Origin of the sequence: Dokdonia sp. (assembly GCF_039945015.1) — a bacterium.
Taxonomy (GTDB): domain Bacteria; phylum Bacteroidota; class Bacteroidia; order Flavobacteriales; family Flavobacteriaceae; genus Dokdonia.
Genome location: NZ_JBDUXP010000004.1, coordinates 468,355 through 492,531, shown reverse-complemented (window position 1 = coordinate 492,531; position 24,177 = coordinate 468,355). Strand labels below are relative to the sequence as shown.

The 24,177-nt window shown below is 33.2% G+C and carries 22 protein-coding genes; 19 read left to right on the top strand and 3 right to left on the bottom strand.

Features of this window, described 5'->3' with window-relative positions; all coding sequences use genetic code 11:
• Window positions 1-14: 14 nt before the first annotated feature.
• Both ABJD27_RS04455 and ABJD27_RS04450 read left to right on the top strand, forming a co-directional pair.
• Window positions 15-2,438, top strand: coding sequence for a TonB-dependent receptor (locus ABJD27_RS04455; protein ID WP_348170456.1), 2,424 nt, complete (start codon window positions 15-17; stop codon window positions 2,436-2,438).
• A 42-nt stretch (window positions 2,439-2,480) separates the two neighbouring features.
• Window positions 2,481-3,044: a type 1 periplasmic binding fold superfamily protein gene (locus ABJD27_RS04450; protein ID WP_348170459.1), complete on the top strand. Its 564-nt coding sequence runs from the start codon at window positions 2,481-2,483 to the stop codon at window positions 3,042-3,044.
• 486 nt (window positions 3,045-3,530) lie between these two features.
• On the opposite strand, the gene ABJD27_RS04445 is transcribed toward ABJD27_RS04450, so the two are convergent.
• From ABJD27_RS04445 to ABJD27_RS04435, 3 genes are all read right to left on the bottom strand, one after another.
• Window positions 3,531-4,364 (bottom strand): peroxiredoxin family protein, encoded by an 834-nt coding sequence (locus tag ABJD27_RS04445; RefSeq protein ID WP_348170462.1) that lies wholly within the window; start codon window positions 4,362-4,364, stop codon window positions 3,531-3,533.
• Between the two features lie 113 nt (window positions 4,365-4,477).
• Window positions 4,478-4,990 (bottom strand): hypothetical protein, encoded by a 513-nt coding sequence (locus ABJD27_RS04440; protein WP_348170464.1) that lies wholly within the window; start codon window positions 4,988-4,990, stop codon window positions 4,478-4,480.
• A gap of 648 nt (window positions 4,991-5,638) precedes the next feature.
• Complete coding sequence (locus tag ABJD27_RS04435) at window positions 5,639-7,186, bottom strand: NAD(P)H-hydrate dehydratase (RefSeq protein ID WP_348170467.1); 1,548 nt, start codon at window positions 7,184-7,186, stop codon at window positions 5,639-5,641.
• Between the two features lie 478 nt (window positions 7,187-7,664).
• On the opposite strand from ABJD27_RS04435, the gene ABJD27_RS04430 reads away from it, so the two are divergent.
• From ABJD27_RS04430 to ABJD27_RS04350, 17 genes are all read left to right on the top strand, one after another.
• Window positions 7,665-8,168, top strand: coding sequence for a hypothetical protein (locus ABJD27_RS04430; protein WP_348170470.1), 504 nt, complete (start codon window positions 7,665-7,667; stop codon window positions 8,166-8,168).
• A 383-nt stretch (window positions 8,169-8,551) separates the two neighbouring features.
• Window positions 8,552-9,400, top strand: a complete 849-nt coding sequence (locus tag ABJD27_RS04425; RefSeq protein ID WP_348170473.1) for a hypothetical protein — start codon at window positions 8,552-8,554, stop codon at window positions 9,398-9,400.
• Window positions 9,372-10,130, top strand: a complete 759-nt coding sequence (locus ABJD27_RS04420; RefSeq protein ID WP_348170476.1) for a hypothetical protein — start codon at window positions 9,372-9,374, stop codon at window positions 10,128-10,130. Before ABJD27_RS04425 ends, ABJD27_RS04420 begins: the two co-directional genes overlap by 29 nt.
• A gap of 149 nt (window positions 10,131-10,279) precedes the next feature.
• Window positions 10,280-11,884, top strand: a complete 1,605-nt coding sequence (locus ABJD27_RS04415; protein ID WP_348170479.1) for an AAA family ATPase — start codon at window positions 10,280-10,282, stop codon at window positions 11,882-11,884.
• Window positions 11,881-12,948, top strand: coding sequence for a UvrD-helicase domain-containing protein (locus tag ABJD27_RS04410; protein WP_348170482.1), 1,068 nt, complete (start codon window positions 11,881-11,883; stop codon window positions 12,946-12,948). The genes ABJD27_RS04415 and ABJD27_RS04410 overlap by 4 nt, the downstream gene beginning before the upstream one ends.
• A gap of 563 nt (window positions 12,949-13,511) precedes the next feature.
• Window positions 13,512-14,048: a pYEATS domain-containing protein gene (locus tag ABJD27_RS04405; RefSeq protein ID WP_348170485.1), complete on the top strand. Its 537-nt coding sequence runs from the start codon at window positions 13,512-13,514 to the stop codon at window positions 14,046-14,048.
• A 109-nt stretch (window positions 14,049-14,157) separates the two neighbouring features.
• Entirely contained in the window at window positions 14,158-14,481 is a 324-nt protein-coding gene (locus ABJD27_RS04400; protein ID WP_348170488.1) for a hypothetical protein, read from the top strand.
• Window positions 14,482-14,547: 66 nt separating this feature from the next.
• Window positions 14,548-15,054, top strand: coding sequence for a cysteine peptidase family C39 domain-containing protein (locus tag ABJD27_RS04395; RefSeq protein WP_348170491.1), 507 nt, complete (start codon window positions 14,548-14,550; stop codon window positions 15,052-15,054).
• Window positions 15,054-15,509 carry a DUF2750 domain-containing protein gene (locus tag ABJD27_RS04390; RefSeq protein ID WP_348170494.1) on the top strand — a complete coding sequence of 152 codons (456 nt, stop codon included), beginning with the start codon at window positions 15,054-15,056 and terminating at the stop codon, window positions 15,507-15,509. The genes ABJD27_RS04395 and ABJD27_RS04390 overlap by 1 nt, the downstream gene beginning before the upstream one ends.
• A gap of 145 nt (window positions 15,510-15,654) precedes the next feature.
• Window positions 15,655-17,154 carry a serine hydrolase gene (locus tag ABJD27_RS04385; protein WP_348170496.1) on the top strand — a complete coding sequence of 500 codons (1,500 nt, stop codon included), beginning with the start codon at window positions 15,655-15,657 and terminating at the stop codon, window positions 17,152-17,154.
• Window positions 17,155-17,447: 293 nt separating this feature from the next.
• A complete protein-coding gene (locus tag ABJD27_RS04380; RefSeq protein WP_348170499.1) occupies window positions 17,448-18,035 on the top strand; it encodes an N-acetylmuramoyl-L-alanine amidase in 588 nt (195 codons plus the stop codon).
• Window positions 18,036-18,072: 37 nt separating this feature from the next.
• Entirely contained in the window at window positions 18,073-18,795 is a 723-nt protein-coding gene (locus ABJD27_RS04375) for a hypothetical protein (RefSeq protein WP_348170502.1), read from the top strand.
• A gap of 235 nt (window positions 18,796-19,030) precedes the next feature.
• Complete coding sequence (locus tag ABJD27_RS04370; RefSeq protein ID WP_348170505.1) at window positions 19,031-20,935, top strand: FAD-dependent oxidoreductase; 1,905 nt, start codon at window positions 19,031-19,033, stop codon at window positions 20,933-20,935.
• A 178-nt stretch (window positions 20,936-21,113) separates the two neighbouring features.
• Window positions 21,114-21,692, top strand: a complete 579-nt coding sequence (locus ABJD27_RS04365) for a GDSL-type esterase/lipase family protein (RefSeq protein ID WP_348170508.1) — start codon at window positions 21,114-21,116, stop codon at window positions 21,690-21,692.
• Window positions 21,693-21,713: 21 nt separating this feature from the next.
• Window positions 21,714-22,211, top strand: a complete 498-nt coding sequence (locus ABJD27_RS04360; RefSeq protein ID WP_348170511.1) for a hypothetical protein — start codon at window positions 21,714-21,716, stop codon at window positions 22,209-22,211.
• Between the two features lie 65 nt (window positions 22,212-22,276).
• Window positions 22,277-23,584, top strand: coding sequence for a T9SS type A sorting domain-containing protein (locus tag ABJD27_RS04355; protein ID WP_348170514.1), 1,308 nt, complete (start codon window positions 22,277-22,279; stop codon window positions 23,582-23,584).
• 133 nt (window positions 23,585-23,717) lie between these two features.
• On the top strand, window positions 23,718-24,176 hold the full coding sequence (locus tag ABJD27_RS04350) for a protease complex subunit PrcB family protein (protein WP_348170516.1): 459 nt from the start codon (window positions 23,718-23,720) through the stop codon (window positions 24,174-24,176).
• The last annotated feature ends 1 nt before the right edge of the window (window position 24,177 follow it).

Sequence of the window (24,177 nt, the reverse complement as noted above, 5' to 3'; positions counted from 1 at the left end):
CAAATTATTTACTCATGAAATTTTTTATCATGCTCTGCGCATTCATGTGCAGTAGTATTAGTATAGCACAAAGCTGTACAAACACTCTTACAGGTTACGTAATTGATTTACACGATCAGGAAACTCTTGTTGATGCAACACTCAGCATAGAAGAACTAGGAAACATCATAAAAACAGATGCTAAAGGAAAGTATACTTTTAGTAATTTATGTAATGGTGCAACCTATACTATACGTGTGTCACATCCATTATGTAATACACAAACTATTAATGTTACAATTAATGGGGATACAGAGCGTACCATAAATATGGAACACCACTTAGAAGAATTAGGGGAAGTTTCAATCACTGGAGAAGCAAAAAAGAATGGGGGAAAAACGGCTATTGAATCGCAAGTTTCTAATGAGATTATTCAAGCAAATAGCGCAGGTTCATTAGGAGATGCTTTAAACCAGTTAAGTGGTGTTTCTTCTTTAAATACAGGAAATACTGTTGTAAAGCCTGTGATTCAAGGGTTACATAGTAGTCGCGTAGTATTAATAACAGAAGGAACTCGATTACAAGATCAGGAATGGGGTGTAGAGCATGCTCCAAACATTGATTTAAATAATGCGGGAAGTATTTCTGTTATCAAAGGAGCGGCAGGACTACAATATGGTGGAGATGCCGTAGGTGGAACTATTATTGTAAATCCAAAACGTATTCCTATTTCTGATAGTCTCTATGGAGAGACCTTACTTACAGGTGTTACAAATGGACGCGGTGGTAGTGTTACAACCAGTCTTACTAAATCCTATAATTCAGGATGGTATGCTAGTTTTCAAGGAACTTTAAAGCGTTTTGGAGATTTTGAAGCGCCAGACTACATCCTTAGCAATACAGGAGCCGATGAACGTGATGCTGCAGTTCGCATTGGAGTCAACAAGTATTCTTACGGAGTTGAAGCAAGTTATTCTATTTATAACAACAAATTAGGGATTTTACGCGCTTCTCACGTAGGGAGTGCTGCAGATCTTGCTAATGCTATTAATAGCGATAGGCCGTTATTTATTGAGGATTTTACATATGATATTAATCCGCCAAGGCAAGAAGTTAAACATCAAGTAGCGAGATTAAATGCTTATAAGCGTTTTGATGATATCGGGAAGTTTAGCTTTCAATATGACTTTCAGCAAAACAATCGTTTGGAATTTGACATCAGACGTGATAGTGAAGATGTGCGACCAGCAATTGATTTAGAATTACGTACACATAGTGCTACGTTAGATTTTGAATATACAGCCGACAATACTATTGATGCAAAAGCTGGATTATTAGCACGTACACAAACCAACTTTCCAGATCCTACAACAGGTATACGAAGATTGATTCCTGACTATGATCGTGTTGATTTTGGTGTCTATGCATTAGCTTCCAAAACACTAGATGCTTGGACTATTGAAGGTGGTGTACGTTATGATTATAATTTTATAGATGCACAAAAGTTTTATCGTACTTCTTTTTGGGAAGCTAGAGGGTATGATGTTTTATTCCCAGAATTGGTCGTAGAAGATTTAGGGACTCAGATTTTGACAAATCCAGAATTTACGTTTCACAATGTATCAGCTACTGCTGGTGTGGGATATGACTTTAATGATCTATATAGTATAACAGCAAACTATGCTCTTTCAAGTAGAGCGCCTAATCCGTCAGAATTATTTAGTGATGGATTGCATCAAAGTGCAGCGCGCATTGAACTAGGTGACATTCGTTTTGATCAAGAAACCTCTAATAAGGTGTCTGTTGCGCTTTCGCGCCTGCCTGCCGGCAGGCAGGAAAGCTTTTGGGATGGATGGTCTTTCACGGTGGCTCCATTTGCAAATTTTATTTCAGATTTTATCCTGATAGAACCTACCGGAAGTCAACAATCGTTACGTGGTAATTTTCAAGTATGGGAATATCGCCAGACCGATGCTCGACTTTTGGGTATAGATGTCGATAATGAGTTTCGCGTAAGCGAGCATTTTAGTATTAACAATCAACTATCTATTGTAAAAGGACAGGATACTACGTTAGACTTACCATTGATCAATATTCCACCAGTAAATACTACAAATCGTATTACTTATACTAATAAAAAATGGCATAATTTAAAAGTATCTGCTGAGAGTCAGTATGTCTTTAGACAAAATGAATTTCCAAATAATAATTTTGAAATTTTTATTGTCGAAACTGATCAAAATATACTTGTAGACGTTAGTACACCACCAGATGCTTATCATTTAATCAATCTAAGAGGACAGCTTGACTTTACAGTTAGTAATAAATCTACATTACAAGTAGCATTAGCAGTTAATAATCTTTTTGATACATCGTATCGTAATTACTTAAATAGACAACGCTTTTTTGCTGATGATCTTGGCAGAAATGTGAGTCTGCAACTCAAAATAAATTATTAAAATCAAAACCAATTTAACATTAAAATTAAAAAAACAATTATTATGAAATCTATTAAATCTATTCAGACCTACATTATTGCTCTTGCCACAGGGATTATTGCATTTTCTTGTTCTAGTGATGATGACAACACACCTATAGTAATCAATGATGAAGAAGTAATCACAACAGTAAGGGTACAGTTAACAAGTACTGCAGGAAGTGTTACTTTACAAAGTTTAGACAGTGATGGTGAAGATGGGCCAAATGTGCCTGTAATCACAATTACAGGAGACGTTATGGCTAATACGACCTATGCAGGAACTGTAACTTTCTTAAATGAAACAGAAACACCTGCTGAAGATATTACAGAAGAAGTAGAGGAAGAAGATGATGAGCATCAAGTATTTTTCACACCTGCTGCTGGTCTTAACATAACTACAGAGTACGGTAACTTTGATGATGATGGAAATCCATTAGGAACGGTATTTACATTAACTACAGGAGATGCAAGTAACGGTAATTTTACAGTAACACTACGTCACGAGCCTACAAAACCTAATTCAGGTCTTGCTGATGCTGGGGGAGAGACAGATGTAGAAGTAACATTTGACGTAACAGTTCAATAAAGATAAATATTTTGATAGTAAGGCGGTTACAATGGTTAGTAACATTTGGTATCGTAATAGATATCGTAACCGCCTTCATTTAAAGTAGTATACTCATTCATACAGATTAAGTTTAGAAAATAATAGTCTACTTAACTGTAAATAAAGCAAATATTTTGATTTGTAAGGCGGTTAAATAATTAGGAACTATAAAGATATCATCGTACAAGGATATCATAACCGCCTTCTTTTAAATATTTTAAATAATATACTGCTAGTACAAAGCTAAATATAAAAGTAATATTCTATTTAGTTGTACAATAAGAAATAAATTTTTTGATTAGCTGTTGGTGGTTATGTAATTCTACAGGAAACATGCATAACGTAATCGCCATCTTTAAAAAATAGAGTACTATTCTAAATTAGAGTAATACTCTATTTTTGTTTTATGAAGTATACGCTTTCGCGAAAGCGTATTTAAAAGAATTCCTCTTCAAAATTAAAGGGTCACACGTATTTCATAAAGAAATCAGGTTCTGGGCGTACTCTATAGTTATCAGTAAGGTCTACAAACTGGATGATTCCTTCTTTATCGGTAATCACGACCGTTGGTAATACGGTATCACTATCATATCCTAAGGTTTGAAAGCCAAATGGGATTCCGTTTTTAGAAAGGATGCCAAGTTGTTTGGCTGTCGTATTATTAGCATCGGTTAGAAAGTGAAATTGCAGTCCGTGTTTTTTGGATAAGTTTTCAGAATACTTATGTGGTTGCGGACTTATAAATACAGTGTTTACGCCTCGTTCTTCCAAGATTTTATATTGATCTACAATCTCCTTGATTTGTGCCATACACAACGGACACCAATTACCTCTATAAAATAAATAGATAGTTGGATTGCCTAGAAAGTCAGCTACAGGTATGGTTTCTTTTTGAGCATTTTCTAAAGTGACATTAGGAAGCTTCTCTCCTACTTTTAGTACCGTTGTATTTCGTTTATTAAACACTGAGTACCATTTGAGATATAATACCCATCCTATAATAAGTACTACTCCCAATAGGTGTGCTTGATCTATACTATCAAAGGCGTACCCTATCATACTGATGACAAATCCTATTCCAATAAGATTGGTATAGATGTTTAAATATCGTTTTGTTCTTGCTACTGGTTTTAAAAAGAGTCCCGCAAAGAAAATTACAACTGGCAAAGCAGCGATAATCATTCCTAAGGACTGTGTCGAGAATCCTGTTTGTAGTAGTACCCATATGTATTGTATCACTACATAGAGTGCAAAGACAGGGAAAATGGAAATGAAAATGGATTTGAGTAGGTTTTGCATAGGTGGTAAATAGATGTTTAAAAAATGTCATCCTGAGTTTGTCGAAGGATTATCAATAATCAACTTATGAAAACTTCGACAGGCTTAGCTTAATGTATTATATATTCTGTTATCTAAAAGTTTAATTCGTTGTCAGCAAAAAGTATTAATTCACGAAACGAATCTATTTTTTTTACGGTTTCAATTTTCTCAACAAGAATATTCCGTTCACAAAATAATGCTGTATAATCATGACAACCATCAATGATTCGTTTCTTCATGTTTTCTAAAGTTTCATGCTCAACTACATTTGAGGGGTATGAAAATCCAGTTTTCGTTTCTTTATCGTAATGTTGGTGTGATAATGTATATGACTTCCCAGAACTATCTATTACTATTGTTGACTCATCGGTTGTATTTGCTAGATCTTCATTTAATCCCCAATGTCCAGAGATTGATTCACCTATTAAAACTATTGGTTCTTGGTATGTTCGAAAATCCCATACTATATCAGAAAACATAATTATCGGATATTTTAATTCGTCCTCCTGTATTGATGCATACACCTTTTCTAGATGTTCATTCCATTCCAAATCTATTTTCCCACCATTCTTCTTTGGATAGAATACTCTTTTGATAAAGTTCATATTTCAAAATTGTATATTGAATGTTTTGTTAGCAATATTTTTTAAATGAATGTTAAGATAATAGCTATTTATAATCATATTTCTTGCTCTTGTTCATTTTTTTCATTGCCAAAAAAACGAACCAAAAAACGCTAGACGTAACCAAGCTTTACTAAAAACTTTATTCGCTACAGCGCAAAATAAAACTATTTCAAGGTAAGAATCTTATGAACTATATAGAAAATATAAGTTGTATTAGAAACTATGAACACACTCTATTTTGCTTAACCTTCCGCTCATTTCGTTTTGTTACGTAAAGCTTGCTTAAGTCATTACAAACTATAATAGATTACAAGTTGCTATAATAAAATCCCACTTTCAACACTTAGTTTTCTTTTTCTCCAGTATACGACAGAATGTAAGTTCTGGGCGAGGAGAAGCGATGGCGTTTACGTTAAAAATTTTTGAAGCCTTGGAAAAAATTTAACAAATCTTACGCGATTTTTCGCGCAAAGCGAAAAAATATCTAAGAAAAAGTATCTTTTCTTTTGGTTCGTTTTCTTTGGACAAGTAAAGAAAATGAACAACATTGTTGCTTATAAGTGATTTGTATTATTTTTTAACAAATCACACAAAACAATTAGTTACGCCAAATTTATAATTACTATTCTACCCTTCAGCTTGTTGCTGTGGTGGTTGTTCTGGTTTTGCAAAAAGATCCATATACGCTCTTCCTAAAAACTCCGTCACATCACTAGCCATCAGCCCTTCGATTCCGTATTGGTTAATCGCAATATCGGCAGCTCTTCCATGAAAATATACCCCCATTAGTGCCGCTTCCATAGGATGATATCCTTGTGCTAAGAGTCCAGTAATCACACCCGTTAATACATCACCACTTCCTGCAGTTGCCAGTCCTGGGTTTCCAGAATCATTGACATACAACTTCATATCGTAGGTGGTAATGGTATGTGCGCCTTTAATCACAAGAGCCACATCGTGGTTTTTGGCAAATTTGGCTGCCTTTTCTAGTTTATCAAAGTCATCTTCCCAAGGGCCTATCAAGCGTTCTAATTCGCCTAAATGCGGTGTAAATACCGACAAGTTGGGTACGTGTTCTAAGAATGCTGGATTGGCAGCAATGATATTAATCGCATCGGCATCTATAACGATAGGTTCTTTCTGCGCTTTTAAGAAATCTTCTACAGCTTTTACCGTCTTCTTATCGGTTCCCATACCAGGACCAATTCCGATCGCATTGGCTTCTGTTTGGAAGTCAATTTCTTCCAGTACTTTCCCATTAAAGTTATCGGTTTCTGCCATCGCTTCTGGAATAGCTGTTTGTAAGATCGGCACTCCTATTTGTGGTACATAGGCGGTTACCATACCACTTCCAGCACGCATTGCCGCTTTAGTAGCAAGCACAATCGCTCCCATCTTCCCATAGCTTCCTCCTATGAGTAAACTATGCCCATACATCCCTTTATGTCCAAACTGATGACGACTACGATACATCTGAATCACTTCTTGTTTTCCGATGAGTTCTACATCGGTAGGTGTTTTAGCTAGGTATTCTGGATCAAGCCCGATATCTAGCACATCCCACGCTTGCATAAACGGTGCTGTAGCTGGTAAAAAGAACGGTAATTTTGGCGCTTGAAAACTCAGCGTAAATCGGGGTTGTATAATTACATCCCCTTCTTGTGGCGATATATCCATATACATTCCCGAAGGGATATCAATACTTAGGACATATGCATTGGATGTATTAATGGCAGTAAAAAGAGCCTTTACCCAATCTTGTACGACGCGATTTAGACCAATACCAAATATGGCATCTACTACAATGTCTTGCGGACTAATCGCTGGTAACTCGTCTCCTTCATTAATCACGATAGGCCAATTCTTTGTCGCCGACTTTAATCTGCTATAGGCTTCGAGGAAATCAGGAACACGTTTTGTGTTGTAATTTACCACATAGGTCGTGACATTGTAATTGTTTTCTATCAGGTATCTCGCGAGTACCATCCCGTCGCCTCCATTATTTCCAATTCCGCAGAATACTTTGATCGGTACTTTACCACCTTGTAAACGTTCATTCACCCATTCATAGATGTATCCACCTGCGCGTTCCATCAAGTTAATAGACGGAAGGTTTTCCTTTTGTACGGTTACTTGGTCGGCTTCGTAGATCTGTTTTCTGCTATATATTTTCATCGAATCTTGATTCTTTTTTAAGTTGTCGGGCTATCTCATAACTCCTGTCGTAAAAATACTATTTTTTTAGGGTACGCTTTCGCGAAAGTATATAGTGATCTAAAAGCATCTTTTAAGTGTTACAGATGTCTGTCGAAGTACGAAAGTATATAGTGACCTAAAAGCATCTTTTAAGTGTCACAGATGTCTGTCGAAGTGTGAAAAAGAAACAGGAATCAAAGGAATCAAGAATCAGGATGGAAACGTAGTAGAAATCGTTAGTCATCTCGACCATAGGAAAGATCACACATCTAGCTCACGGTTATGCGATTTCCTGCCTACGGCAGGCAGGCTCGTCGTTCGTACCTTCGCTCGTTCCAAAATGATTACTGAACAATAAAAAACTATGTTGATTACGGAAAGCCGTAACAAGGTTGCGTTTGGGTTTTTTAACTTACTAGACTAAAGGAAGTATATATCATTAGCAATAAAAAAAACCATGGAAACTACAACTATAATTGATAAAAAGGAATTCGATACAATAGACAATTTTGGAATTCTTCCTGAAATTCAAAATTTAAATTTTGATAGAATCAAACATAAGATGGCTTTAAAGGAATCATTGGGATGGTCTGAAGAAAAAATCAATTTGGCAGAGAGGGAATACAAAAGATACCTAACATTAATTAAACTACATATTAATAAAAGGATTGTTCCTAGTAAACTAATGGATGAATTTTGGCATATGCATATTCTTGACACTAAATCTTATAGAGAAGATTGTCAACAGATTTTCAACAGATTCATTGATCATTTTCCATATTTTGGAATTTATGGACAAGAAGATCATCAGAACTTATTAAATGAGTTTGAAGAAACTAAAAAGATGTATCAATCTGTATTTAATACTGAAATTGGAGATGCATTTGCCTCTAGATGTGAAGACCATGCTTGTCATGTCGTAACAGAATGTGCATGCCGAGTTGAAGGAGCTTGTAAATAACTAACTAATATGTTACCTATATATTCTATAAAAACCAATACTAAATGTTAGACTGAAAACTTGTGAAAGTGTAAAATACAATATGCAAACTACTTGTCATACTGAATCTATCGAAGTCGTATTTAAAACACAAAACAATAAAAAAAATCATGCCCATTGCGGAAAACCGTAAAGAGGCCATGTTTGGGTTGTTTAGCTTGCGGAGTTAGAGGGGGTTTCTTTTCAAAACATAAACATGTATCAATGTGTATAATTGTTAGCAATGTTTATAAAATCACTTCTTATTTAAAATCAAAACCGCTAAAAATAAGACTGTTATGCTTTTTCATAGTATTTTAGGTGATCTATTATAAATATGTTGCAAAATATAATAATGAGAAAAAATGAATGAAAAAGAAGCCAGAATTAATATCCGATATATTGGTGGAGAAGCGGATGGTCACAGACTTGACCTATACAACGCAAGTACATCTTTACTAGGTATATCAAAAGCATTAGCGATAACAACTCAAGCTGTTATAACCAGAGGAAATGACATTCGAGTAAAAGGCGCTAATATTCCAGATGTGAAATTTTATTTACACCCTCCTAAAAAGGGAAGTTTTATAGAGGTTGTATCAGTTGTTTTTGGAGATCCTGCGGTTCAAGCATTAGGAACAAGTGTGGTAATTTCTGCTTTTTGGGATATGCTAGAATATTCTTGGAAAATTGCAACAGGAAAAGATGCTATTCCTAAAACTAGAACTGTTCAAAGAATAGTAAAAGGTAATGAACTTATAACAGATGAGCTAAAAGCTGTTTTAGAAACACCATTGCAACAAATACATAGACCTATAGATAATTCAGATTTGAAAATCCAGATTATTAGACCAAGAAGTGGAAAAATTCTTGTTCTAGATAATGACACAAAAAATTATGTCTATTCTAAAAATGATGGAGGCTTAAGAGAAGATATTTTAGGTAATGTAACAAAATACAACATAATCACAGGTTATGGTAGATTTTATATGGATGATGAGAAAAAAACTCTTCCTTTTAATATTGATAAAAATGAAATTAGTGTAGAACAAGAAGAGTTATTAAAATGGTCATTATATAAAGCTTCTGTTTATGGGGGAGAAGGGAAAATATTCTTAAAAGCTCAAGTTATTAATGATAATATAGGTAATATAAAAAGATTTATAGTAAAAGGTACATATACAGATGATAAAGATAACTCACAAGTCGGCTAATATTTTTTATAAAACTATCAAAAACCCTATAGCTGCTATTTTCATTAGTTTAATAATTAGTTATATATTTTATAATTTAAGTACTAAAAATAAAGAACCATTATATAATATTACTGAATCAAAATTAGTAGCAAAAAATTTAAATGATTCTAATATTTCGATTAAATGGAAAGATTCGCTAATTAATAACATTCATAAAATAGACATCAGAATATGGAATAATGGAAACGACATAATTGATTATTCTGATTTTGTGGAAAATAAACCACTTACATTGTACAATGAAGGAAGTGTTAAATTTTTAAAAGTTTCATCTATAAAGAGCAGTAGACCCAATATTAAATTTATTTCAAAAATTTTAAAAGATTCCATTATTTTCTCGTTGTCAAATGCAGAGGCTTTAGAAAAAGGAGATGGAGAAATATTTTCAATATTATATTCAAAAGTAAATGAAGGAAAATGGGTACTAACTAGTAGAGTAAAGGGTTCTAAGAATGGTTTTGGCTTCCAAGAAGTATCAAGCCTGAATAATAACAAAGGAAAATTTACAATTTATACCACCATCTTTTTAATCTTAATCATCATTTCTAGAATTATCATTTCAATTTATAAACATAAATCTGTGAACTTAAAAAATTGGGAATTAGTATTTGTAATTTCTTACATTTTAATCATCTATGTGATACCATATATCCAATCTGATGGAGAATTACTTTTATGGATGAAGTAAATTATAACATTTTGCAACAATGGGTATAAAAAAATACTTAATTCAATAAAATAGAATGTTTATGAAAATAAATTTAAACATCAGAAAATTATGATTTCAAAACTAATCTCATTAACATCTTAAATGCCTGATTATCAAATACAAAAATCATGATAATTAATAAAATAGTCATTAAAAATTACAAATCATTCAAAAACCGATTTGAAGCTGAATTATCGAGTGATATCAATATTATTGTTGGAAATAATGAGTCAGGTAAATCTTCAATTCTTGAATGTATTAATTTAGCATTAACTGGAACAATAGGAAACAAGTTTATCTTGAATGAATTGAATCCTTTTTATTTTAATCAAGAATCTGTAAAAGAATATATTGAAGCATTAAACTCCACCGGACCAAATCTACCTCTTCCTGAAATAAGTATTGAATTATACGCAAAGGATCTCGATAAAAATGCAGACTTAAAGGGAATAAACAATTCTTTAGGTTTGAATTGTCCTGGAATATCTTTCAAAATAAATTTTAATTCAATATTTTCGGATGAATATGTTCAATACATTTCCGACCCTAGTTTAATAAGGAATATTCCCATTGAATACTATCATATTGAATGGTACTCTTTTAAAGGAGTACCCGTAACTTCTCGATCAATTCCGCTAAATGTAGTATATGTTGACACATCTTTAGGAGAAGTATCATTTACTGGAACTGACAAATATGTAGCTAGAATAATTAACAATTTTCTAAACGTTAATGAACGAGCTGGAATAAAACTAAATTACAGAACTTTAAAAGAAAAGTTCGAACAAAATACAAGTATTCAAAATATCAATAAGAAGTTAGAGGAATACTCTGATCGCATAACAGATAGAAAATTGACCTACTCGATTGATGTTTCGAGTAAATCAGCTTGGGAAAACACTTTAACAGCTTATATTGAAGAAATTCCTTTCGGTTTTATTGGAAAAGGTGAACAGAGTTCTATTAAAACAAAATTAGCTCTTGCCGAAGTATTGGATAATACAATAATTTTAGTCGAAGAACCAGAAAATCACCTGACTTATAGTAAGATGTCTTCTCTCATCGATAAAATAAATGAACGAAGTAAAGGAAATCAACTAATTATCACAACACATTCAAGTTTTGTTACTAATAAATTAGGCTTAGAGCATTTAATCTTACTCTCTAATAAAAAAATAATTAGACTTAATGACCTTGATTCAAGCACATATAATTATTTTAAAAAATTACCAGGACATGATACCTTGCGAGTAATTTTATCTTCAAACCCAATATTAGTAGAAGGTCCATCTGATGAATTAATAGTTAATTACTCCTATTTCAAGAAATATGGTAAAACACCACTTGTAAATGGAAGAGATGTAATTTCTGTTAAAGGACTTTCGTTCAAAAGATTTCTTGAGATAGCTGACCGATTAGATTTAAAATTAACTGTAATAACTGACAATGATGGAAATATTGAAGCCTTAGAAAAAAAGTATGAAGATTTTAAAAATTCGAAAAACATACAGATTTCATATGACAAAGACATTGATTATCCAACTTTAGAGCCACAAATTGTAAAAATCAATGAATTAGAAGTGCTAAATAAAGTTTTCAAGAAAGAATTTAAATCAAAAGATGATGCAATTTTATGGATGACTTCTGGAAGTAATAAAACAGAATCTGCATTAAAAATATTAGAGTCGGATGGAAAAATTTTAATTCCTAAGTATATTTCAGATGTAATATGAATAAAGCCATCTTTTCTTGCGCTGGTTCTCGTAAAACTACAATGGTTATAGATGATTCTATTAGCTTATTTAACAGTGAGAAGAAGGTTTTAATATTGACTTATACAATTATTAACAAGGATGAGTTAAAAAATAGAATCAACTCTCAACTTGGCTTCATTCCAAAAAACTTATCAGTGTTAACTTGGGTATCATTCCTTATCAATGAATGTGTTAGACCTTACCAAAATATTTCTTATAATGAATCAAGGATATCAGGAATAACTTTCATTCAAGGGCAATCAGCAACATATATAGATGAGAAAAAAATTAAAGGACACTATATTACAACAAACGAAAATCTCTATTCTGATAAACTCGCAAAATTTGCTGTCAAATGTAATCAAGACTCAAGTGGACTAGCAATTCAACGACTAGAACAGCTTTGGGACTATATCTTCGTAGATGAAGCTCAAGATTTAGCTTCTTACGATTTAGATATTATTGCTTTGTTATTTAAGTCAAAAATTAAAATCATCGTTGTTGGTGATATTAGACAAGTTGTTTACTCTACTCATCACGCAAAAAGATTAAGTCAATATAGAAAGGAAAAAGCTATTGATTTTTATCGAGAAGCTGAAAAAAGAAATTTGTGTAAAATAATTGAAAGAAATGAATGTTTTAGATCAATCCAAATTATTTGTGACTTTGCTGATATAATTTTCCCAGAATTAACAAAAACATTAAGCAAGTACAAAGGATCCACAGATCATCAAGGTATATTTGCAGTTCACGAAAAAGATGTACAAAAATATTATGAAGAATATACTCCAATTGTTCTTCGCCATAGTAAAAGCTCCAATACTTTTGGTTTAAGTGCTATTAATTTTGGCAAGTCTAAAGGACAAACTTATGAACGAGTATTAATTTTTCCGACTAAACCCGTTAGAGATTTCCTCAAATCTGGTGATATAAGTTTTCTCAAAGACAAACACAAATTCTATGTTTCAGTTACTCGGGCATCTGAAAGTATAGCCTTTGTTTATAATTCAAAATCTATAATTTCTATGATTCAAGAATATTAAAAGTGGTACTAAACAATGTACGTATAATTAAAAAACTTCCACCCCTCGCTCCCGCCAGTTTATAACTGGTGGCGTTCTAAATACTTAATACCTTAAAAATGGAATATAAGCTCTTACTTCTATTTATTGCTGCAATATGCATCTGGTTCATTGAGCGTTGGGTATTTAACATAAAACGTAAACGTCGTCGCGACTATTATAGGGACGTATACCTCAAATCAGATGCATGGAAACGTAAGCGCTATGTTGTGCTAAAACGAGACAACTGGCGTTGTGTTTATTGTGGGAAGCGCGCTACTCAAGTTCACCATAAGAGATATGCAAAAAAGAACATTGGAAAGGAACCTATCAAATGGCTTGTTTCAATATGCAGGCCTTGTCATGAATCTATACATAATTAAATAAAATATTTCTACATACATCTTCCTCACTCCCGCCAGTTTATAACGGGTGATCATCTGAATACTTAATACCTTAAAAATATCTAATTCTCAGTTTATTTGAAAAATGAGTATCTTTTTACACGCTACGTTTCATATGCAAAATCATTATACATAATTAGAATGACAGTAGAACAAGTTATAGAATTAATAAAAATACTTATATGGCCAATAATAGCCTTAGTAGTATACCTTACTAATATTCGAAGGTTTAAATCAATTTTTAACTCTCTAGAGTCAAGAATAAAGTCCGGTTCTGAATTAGAATTTCAAGGCTTTAAAGTTGGTGTTGCCTTATCTCTACCCGAAGCAAAGCAGAATGAAGATATAACCGATGAGCATTTAGCTTTAATTCATTCAAGTTGGAGGTATCAACGAAAAGACAAAGAATTTGGAAAAAGAATGTTTGGAATTCAGGTAATTGTGCAAGGTCAAATCTCTGCCTTAGATAGAATTGAATATGTGAAATATAAACTAGATGCTAGTTACCCTAATCCTGTTCAAAAAAAATATGATAGAACAAGAAATTTTGAATTAAAAGAACTTGCTTGGGGCACATCAACTATTAGAGCGGAAGTGAAAATTAAAGATCAAGAAAAGCTTATTAAATTATCGAGATTTATCAATTTATCAGAAACAGGCGAAAAATTAATAGACTAGAAAAAATATAGTTTAAAAAAATCCACTCTCCCATATTTACAACCGATACCATTCTAAGTAATCATACGTTAAAATAACATACCCAAAGCCATTACCATTCTTCATTAAAATGAATTCTATTTTAATCAAAACACTTAAGAATTTTAAAATTTTAGCGGTATTGCCTGTTTTAATTTATGCAATTGGAATAACCATTAGCCTACTTACAGATCGATTTAGGCTGTCTCAAGAATTAAACTGGTTGTATGTTTTTGGAAAAATGATCTTGTATCTTCTTATAGGCGTTTCTTTGATTTCATCTCTCATAATAGCTATTGAAATCGTAAAAAGTAAAACGTTTTACTGGAAGAAGAATATCATCTGGTTAATTATTTCTTTGATTCCTATACTTTTCTTTTGCTGGGTCATTTTGGTTTCTTCTTTAGGGTTGTAAATCCCTTGCTTTTATATCATAAAAGAACGTACATTGACGGTTTGTAAACTTAGAATACACTATGCAATGGTAATAAACATAATAGATTTTCTTATAACGTTATGTGAAGTAGGATATAAAAAAATATCAAAGAAGAAGTTTCCTTTCATTAAAGAGCATTATGGGTATGAGTGTGGACCTAGATGTCTACAAATGATGTTTAAGTACTATGGAAAAGAGGTCGATTTTGATACTATTGCTCAAGAAACTGACCTGACAGAAAAAGGAGCAAACTTATTAAGCTTATCAAATTGTGCTAAGAATCATGGGTTTAAATCTCTGGGTGTTAAAGTAACCTTTGATGGAATAGATGGAAAACAAAATGGTTTGGTAGATGTTCCCTTACCCTGTATTGCGCACTGGGATGGTAATTATTTTGTCATACTTACAAAAGTAACCTGGGATAAAATTACTATGATTCACCCAAGAAAAGGGAAACTCATTTTTAATAGACACGAATTTTGCGATAGATGGATTAGTCGCACAGAAGATGACGATACTGGAATTGCTTTATTAATTGAAAAATTTAAATAATGTTACAAGACGCTATACTCCTTGAAAAACGACATCAACGATTTATAAAAACGGTTTGCGAATCTGAAATCGTTTACGGACTAAAAAACAGAAAAGGGTTTGCGACTTCGAGTTCTATACATGACGAAGATGATCAAGGAAATCCCATTGGAATGATTTGTTTTTGGGCAAATAGAGCATTGGCAAAATCTTGTATTACAGATGGTTGGAGAAGGTATAAAGTTATCGAAATTCCATTATCTGATTTTATGGAAAACTGGTGTATTGGCATGGAGAATGACGGACTTCTCATCGGAACAGAATTTGATAAAAACATGTTTGGATTTGAAGCCAAGCCTTTAGAACTACTTCTTGAACTATCCACTGAGTTAACAGTACTCGGAAAGGATGTGACATTTAAAAAATTCAATGGAATCACTGATTTGAAAAAGCAGGTACAATCAATACTTGAATAAAACGAGTAGTTTCCAGTACACGCTTTCGCGAAAGCGAACCCAAAAATTTAAAATCCAACCCTACATTTCTCACAAAATCATCTATACTCCGATTACAGAACTGTAACAAGCCAAACAAGCAAAGGTCTTTAGTAAAATTTATACCATGAGAATATCCATCTTTGCTATTATTTGTCTCTTATTAATCAGTTGTCAACCTGCTACAAAAACAGAAGACGCTCCTTTTGACCAACTTACCCAACTCATTGATCAGTATGCTAATGATGCGTTACAACCTGACCATATCAACTCAATTGCTGTAGCCGTGTATAAAGATGGGAAGATGTATCACAATTATTTTGGCGAATTGGATAAAAATGCACAGAACAAACCCAATGATAATACGTTATATGAAATAGCATCTATTACCAAGGTTTTTGCAGGATCACTTGCTGCAAAAGCTGTTTTGGAGCATAAAATAGCGCTGGATGATGACATTCGAAATTACTTAGAGAGTCCATATCCCAATTTAGAATTTGAAGGACATCCTATTACTATCAGGCATTTATTAACGCATACTCTTGGACTGAAAGATAGAAGACCTAAGGAGTTTGGAAATGTTATAAAAAAAATATCAGAAGGTTATTATGAAAATAGGGTTATAGATTACACTATGACTGATTTTTTGGAAGAGCTAAAAACTTCAGAAGTAAACAAAAAGCCAGGAACATTTTATGAATATAACTCTGCAGGACCAGAACTAGTGGCTCATATTTTAGGAAAGGTATATCAGAAACCATACAAAGAGCTTCTTATGTCTTTCTTGAGCGAATTGGATATGAATGACACCTTCTTACTAGATAATTCTCCAGAGGGTTCAAAAGATATTGCAAATGGATATGACAGTGATAGAAAAATTGTTCCAAAAGACAAAAATCCACTCACTGGTGGAGCATTCGGGTTAATCAGTACGTTACCAGATTTAATGAAGTTTATGAAATTTCAGCTAGAAAGTGATGATCCTTTAATTAAGGAGTCCACAAAAATACTATATGAAGATGATGACGATAATGTCATGGGGTATTTATGGCAAGATATGGGAATCGCTGAAGAAGAAGGTTTTTACTATTCAAAAACAGGAACCTCTGAAGGCATACAAAGTGGTTTACTACTTTGCCCTGATAGTAATTATGGACAAATCGTACTTATAAATAACAACTCCGACGAATCTTTTGATGATTGGATTCAATTATTTATCGGTAAAATAGAGCCAGATTTGATTAAATTTCCCAAAATCAATTTGACGTCATTATTAAAATCTAAGTTTCTAGAAAACAAAGAAGCTGGTGTAACAGCGTTTAATGCACTGAAAGATCAGGAAGACAAATACTTCAACACAAGTCTTTCCTACGCACTAAATCGTATAGGGTATGATTTGTTGGCCTCTGAAAAAAATAGAAAAGAAGCCATTGAAATGTTTGAGTTTGCTGTCAAAAAATTTCCAGATAATGCCAATTTATTTGATAGTCTTGGAGAAGCATATCTTACTGATGAAAATTATAAAAAAGCACTTGAAAATTATAAAATATCTCTCAAATTGAATCCTAATAATGATCATGCAAAAGACGTTATTTCTAACATTGAACAATCAAAATCAATACAATAACGTACTATTGACAACTCAACTTCTACCCATTTGTAACTGGTGGTCTTTTGAATAATCTCTTCTTGATATATACGCCATACCTACGGAAGGCAGGCTTTTCGCGAAAGCGTATACTTCATAAAACATAGGTATTGTATACACTTATAAACACCTCCAAACGTCTAATCAATATCCCAAAAGGAAATAAATCTCAGAAATGAGAGTTTGTAATAGAACTAGAAACAATGACCTGCCTTCTATGATCATTGTTATTTCAATCAAACGAATTATCGTCATCAAAAAAACAAACTCTTATGAAACAGCTACTAACAATCATTGGGATGATTGCCTTAACACTTATGTTATCTTTTACAACATCTACAAAAAGAACCATTGTGATTGATGTGGGACATGGAGGAAAAGATGCTGGAAAAACGGCTCACGGAATCCATGAAAAAGAAGTTGTATTGCGTATTGCACACAAAATAAAAGAGCTTAACAAGGACGCAAACATTGATATTATTCTAACGAGAGATTCGGATACATTTGTTACTTTAAAAGAGCGTACTGCTTTTATTAATTCGCTAGCACCTGAATTTGTAATTTCACTTCACACAAATGCATATCACAAAGAAACGGTGAAAGGGAATGATATCTACATAAGTGACAATAATAGCGAAAAAGAAAAATCAACAGCGCTTGCACTAAAAATTAAAGATGCACTTAAAGAACAAAATCGTGGTATTAAAAAGGCAAATTTTCATCTCTTAAAAAATGTAACGTATCCTATCGTTCTGGCAGAAATAGGTTTTCTCTCCAATGAAAAAGATAGACAGCAGTTAACTAGCGAAGAAGGAATTTCTGAAATAGCACAAGCAATCTATACCGTAATACAGCAATAGATTGGAATATATAAGATTATAATAAGTAAGCTAAAATATGAACATACTACAAAGAATCGCTAGAAAAATAATAAAACAGTCCTTTGACTTTTCAGTTTCAATAATCGAGTTCTTTAGTAGTATGGAACCTTATAAAGAGAAGGTATCAGAATTAAGGAAGCTTGAGCCTGGGACTCTAGGTAAAGAAATAGCAACCTGTCTTGACCTGCATCAATTGACTTTAGTGCCTACATACGAAAGTCATGATTTGAAACATGTATTGCTTGACTATAAAATGACAGCAGAAGACGAAATCCGAATGCAAGCGTTTATGATTGGGAATGGAAACTACTCCATTCCATCTTTTGCAATTTTGATTTTTGGAGTAGTATTACTTCCTGATCTGTGGTTGACTTTTTACTCAGATTATAAAAAAGGAAAGAGATCTATCCAAATATCTGAATGGACCATCGAAAAGTATGCGCATAGAAATCTAATTGAGTTAAGAGCTGAAATCATAAAACCAATAGGAAAACAAAAACCAATCATTGATATGAAACGAATAACAAAATTTGGTGCTTTTGCATCTATAACAGCAGGTATTTTTGGAATGCTATTTTGTTTACCATTTTTGTTTTCATCAAATATGGCAGATCTTGTTGGTGCTGGATTTCCATTTATTGGAGGAGCGATACTTTCTGTTGGCGGACTTCTAGCATTATCTAATCTATCGCGACCAGATAAAAGTCAATACCTCACAACGTATATAGATACTCATTAGACAGTTATTTAATCAAAAACATACGGTAGCGAGCTATCTCAACAATTTGTATGCAAATTCTAGTCAGGAGTCGGTAAATTTCACGAAAGTGAAAAAATAAATTATAATTATAAATAACTGATAACTAAATAATTGCAAATAAAAAGTTATATTAAAAAAATAAAAACAGGGGAATACCCCCGAAATAGACTGCCATCAATTGTGTAAGTTTAGTCAACCTTAAAAACACAAGAACATGGCACACTATAAAAGTCGTAAAGACTTTCTAGAAGACAATCCTCAAGCCTCTGCATTTGCAGCATTAGCACAGGCAACTCGACAACAAAAACAAATTACCGATCGTGCAATAAACCTCACTCCTGGTCAGCTCAAAGGGAAGGAAGTTATTATTGTAGGATCTGGAGTTGGTGGATTAACTACTGCTTACGAAATACTAGCACAAAAATCTGGTGCTAAAGTAACGGTATTGGAAGCACTTAATAGAACGGGTGGTCGTTGTTTAAGTTTGCGAACTGGTGATGTCTTAACGGAAGATATAAATAGTGATTTATTCAACTCTACGCCTGGCGAGTCACAAGTGGTTCGTTTTAAAAGACCTGTAGGCGATGCAGAACCATACCTCAACGCTGGTCCAGGGCGAATACCAAGTAGTCATAAACGATTACTTCATTACTTAAAAAAATTCTCGGTTGATGTTGAAGTGTATGTGATGAATTCTGAATCTAATTTGGTTCAAAAGGATAGCAGTTTTGATGGAGAAGCTATGGTGTATCGTCGTCTAGATCATAATACACGTGGCTGGCTAGCACAAATGGTATATAGTAAAGCTGAGGATTTATTAAGTGACTCAGACATGAATATTGATCAGAAAAAACTTAAGGAACGTATTAAAGAATTACAGAGCTTAATGATCAGTTTTGGGGAACTTGATACGAAAGGAAAATACGTAGTCACCGCTGGAACTCCTGGATTTGAAAATGGAAAAACGCGTGCTGGTTATAAAGTCCTACCTGGTGTTGCTGCAGGAATTGTTGCCGACGTATTGAGTTTTGATAATTTATTGGAGTCTAAGTTTTGGGAAGGCACGAAGTTTTATCAGCCTACAGATTTCTTATGGCAACCTACATTATTCCAGCCTGTTGGCGGGATGGATCAAGTACAGCATTCTTTTGCTCAGCAAGTTGCTGCTTTAGGTGGTGATATCCATTTAAATAGTCCTGTTAAAAAAATAGATTGGTCTGAGAAAAAGAAAAAGTTTATCGTTTCTGTGAGCCAAGTAGGAACAGAAGATCTTATTGTATACGAAGCAGATTATTGTGTTTGTAATCTCGCTATGCCCTTTTTAAAAGAGATTTTATCAGACACGCTTATGAATAAAAGCAATAGTGGGTTTGAAGATCGATTTAAAGTAGCACTTAATGCTGTATATACTGCTCAATTTGAGCCTACCAAGGCACCTGGGTATAGACCTAAACGCGAAATATATGTCCCACGTTTTTTAGCCGATACTACAAAAGTAGGCTGGCAAGCTGATAGACACTTATGGCAAGGAAGTCCCATTAACGCTACAACGGGTGATGTAGAGGATTCTGAAGTTGGGGTTGTTCCTATTTTTGGAGGGATCTCATGGACCGATAATGATATTCAGCAAATTTGGTATCCGTCTACGGCATATCAAGATCAGAAAGGTGTTCTAACAGGGGCTTATAATTTTGGAGGGACTGCTCGAGAATGGGGTACATTACCTATTTCTGAACGATTGGATAAAGCGAGAGATGATGCCGAGAAATTTAATGAACGATTTGGGAAAGGATTAAAAGATGGGTTAGCAATTGCATGGCAAAACATGCCTCACATTAAAGGAGGTTGGGCTTATTGGCAAGCTGTAGGTGAACCTAAATATGCCACAGAACAATTTAATGCCATTGCTCAAGGAACTAGAATCTATGATCCGAGTAGCGACACACATACTATTCCTTGTTTCTTTATTGTGGGAGATCAAATTTCATCTCTACCAGGTTGGCAAGAAGGTGCTATTGCTGCTGCGATTAATGTTATTAGTCGTATGGCAAAGCCCGATATGGAAATTGCACCTTTAGCAAACTTACCAGATACACGTATGATGGTAGAAGGTATCTAAAATCTTTAAAGGGATGTATAAGTGCACCTAATTTCTAAATCAAATTAAGTAGTACCTAAGCAAAAAAATGCGAAGAGGAATGTATTCCTCTTCGCATTTTTAATTAGAAGTTAGCTTGGAAATTATAACGGATAAAATTATTTAGGGTAATCATACCTATCTTTAACAAAAACAACAGATGGATCGAGAAAGAATTGTTTGCATAGGCGATAGTTTAACTGCTGGATATGGGGTACAAATAATTCATGCATGGCCTCACCTACTAAGTCAAGATTTACATATTGAGGTTATGAATAGTGGTATTTCGGGAGATACAACTTCTGGAATGCTAGCTCGATTTCAGGATATGGTCATTAAACATAAGCCTACGCATACTATCATTATGGGAGGCACAAATGATTTATCATTACAGCTTCCCAATAACATACTCATAAGCAACATACTTGCCATGACAAGATATGCTAAACATCATGGTATCATTCCGATCATAGGAATTCCAACACCTTTTTATAATCAAGAAGATAGTATAGATGAATATGTATCTACTGAGGTTCTTAGTTTAAGTAAACGAATTCAGTTGTTTCAAAGAACATTAAAACAATTTGCGATAGATGATGGTTTAGATTTTATAGATTTTACAGTAGGTATGACTCCAAAATTATTTTTGGAAGATGGATTACACCCTAATGAAGAAGGACATATCCTAATGTTTGAAAATGCAAAATCAAGTCTACTGAAATTTTTAAATCACATCTGAATATAAACAATAACAAAGATTGTGAAAACAAAATTTAACGCATACGGGAAGACGCTTTATGAGTTTACAAATAATATATATGTTGTTTGTCCAAAGTGTAAAAATCAAGCAATTGTTACTTCTAAGGGTTTCTTAAAAGAAAAAGATGAAACAGAAATAAAGTTGACTTGCTCCTCATGTGGAATGAATACGTATTATGCTGAAACGCCAAAAGATATATGGACTTTGCAACATAGTGAGGTAACATACGAAACACGGAATCTAATTTTGGGAGCAAATATAGATCCCTATTTTAGACTCCCGCTTTGGCTTCAGAAAGAAATGCCAGATGGGCTTTTATGGGCTTATAACTATGAGCATTTGGATTTTTTAGAAAAACATATACATGCGAAACTGAGATATAGAGATCTTACAAATAATCATAATCGGAGTTTAGGAGCAAGACTTCCTAAATGGATGACATCAAGAAAAAATCGAACTGAAGTATTAAATGGGATTGAAAAACTAAAACAGAAATAGAATACTATCATATATAAAATTAATTATATTTGATTGCCCGTTTTTAATAATTTATATACCTACTTATGAAAAATTTACTACTTTTTTTCGTTGCAATTGTCTGTGCTATAAATTTAAATGCACAAGAACATCTTATTGAAATTCATCCTGAAGGTAGAGTCGCTTCATTATTAATGGAGCCATCAGAATATAACAATTGGATTATCAATGATGAGTTTAATAATGCTACAGTTAGACATTCTCTTTTTCAAGATATATATCAATATTTTGAAGATGATTTTGATTTTGTTTTTTTAATATTGAATGAAGATACTAGACCTAGTAATCTCCCATTTGGTCAATTAATTAATGTTTCAAATGACATTGAAGGCATTGGTAAAAATATATTTAACAACAGTCCAAACTATGGTTCTAATGGTCAATTAAAAGCGGTGATGCATCTTACACGAAGAGATTATTTAAGAGCTGGTCCATCACTACATGAGATTATGCATAATTGGGGAAATTCTGGTATTTATACAGAATCAGTATCTGCTACAGGAGATGATCTTTCTTCATTCCCATATATACCACATTGGGGCTTTACTGGAGGAAGTAACAAGGGACAATTAGGAGGTTTTGACCAAAGTACGCTTATTGAAAATGGCGAAAACTCATATACTGTAGAAGATTTTGGCCCTAATGCAAATGGAGGTAATTCTGTTCCTTATTCTCAAACTGAACTATATCTTATGGGCATGATTCCTATTACTGATATTGATCCTTTTGATGTTTTTACAGATATTACATCTTTATCTGTAACTCCAGTAGATGATCCAGACATGTTTCACTTTGAAGCTAATGATAGAACAACCTATACTCCAGAGCTTTTAGAATCAACTCTAGGAATTAGAAATCCGTCTTATATAGATTCACAGAAAGATTTTAAACTTTTGGTTTTGATTTTAACAGACACTCCTCTTAGTACCAATCAATGGAATTTGGTAAATGATCATTCAGAAAAATTTGGAAGACCAGCATCTGATGATGCATCTCACACTCATAATTTTTGGGAAGCCACAAATGGTGTTGGGAGTCTAGAGACAGGCAATTTATTTAATTCATTAGGCATTAATGATATCACAATAAGCGATTCTATAAGGGTGTATCCTATTCCAGTAAAAGATCAAATTCTTATTGATGTTAATACTGATGTAAATATTAATTCGGCTTCATTATATAATATATTAGGGCAAAATGTAGGATTATATGAATTTAAAAACTACCCAAGTCAATACAGAATTGATATGAGTAATTATCCATCTGGCACATATTATCTTAAACTTAATACTGACAAAGAGCAAATCATTACAAAAAAGATAATTAAAAATTAGTCTATGTTTGACGCAAAATGTTCTATGTAACGATTACGTTTACGTCTTATGTCGTTTATATATACTATATAATAGTGTATATAAACGCAACCATATACATCTTTTTGCATCTATTATAAAAACACTGTCTGTTATGAAAAAGGGTATCTTACTAATTCTAGTATCAATATTGGTTTTAAGTTGTAATTCGGATGATGATTCTTCTGAAGTTGTTGTTATTGAATCTACACTAATTGCTAAATCCATTCTTTCTGGAGCAGGAGACGAAGGAATTGTACAACAAAACAGCGTTATTACTGACCAAAACACTTGGAACAATTTAATAACTCAAATGAATACTGTAAACAATGTTTCTGATAGCTTTTCGGAAATAGACATTGACTTTTCTGAATTTACCGTAATTGCAGTTTTTGATGAGGTAAAAGCAACTGGAGGTTATTCCTTAGAGTTGGATATTATGTCAAATTCTGTAAATATCATAGTAAATATTACTCATGTCGTTCCAACTGGAGGAGGTGTTACTACTGCACTTACGCAACCTTATTATATTGTAAAGATCCCAGTTACTGATTTGCCTATTATATTTGAATAAG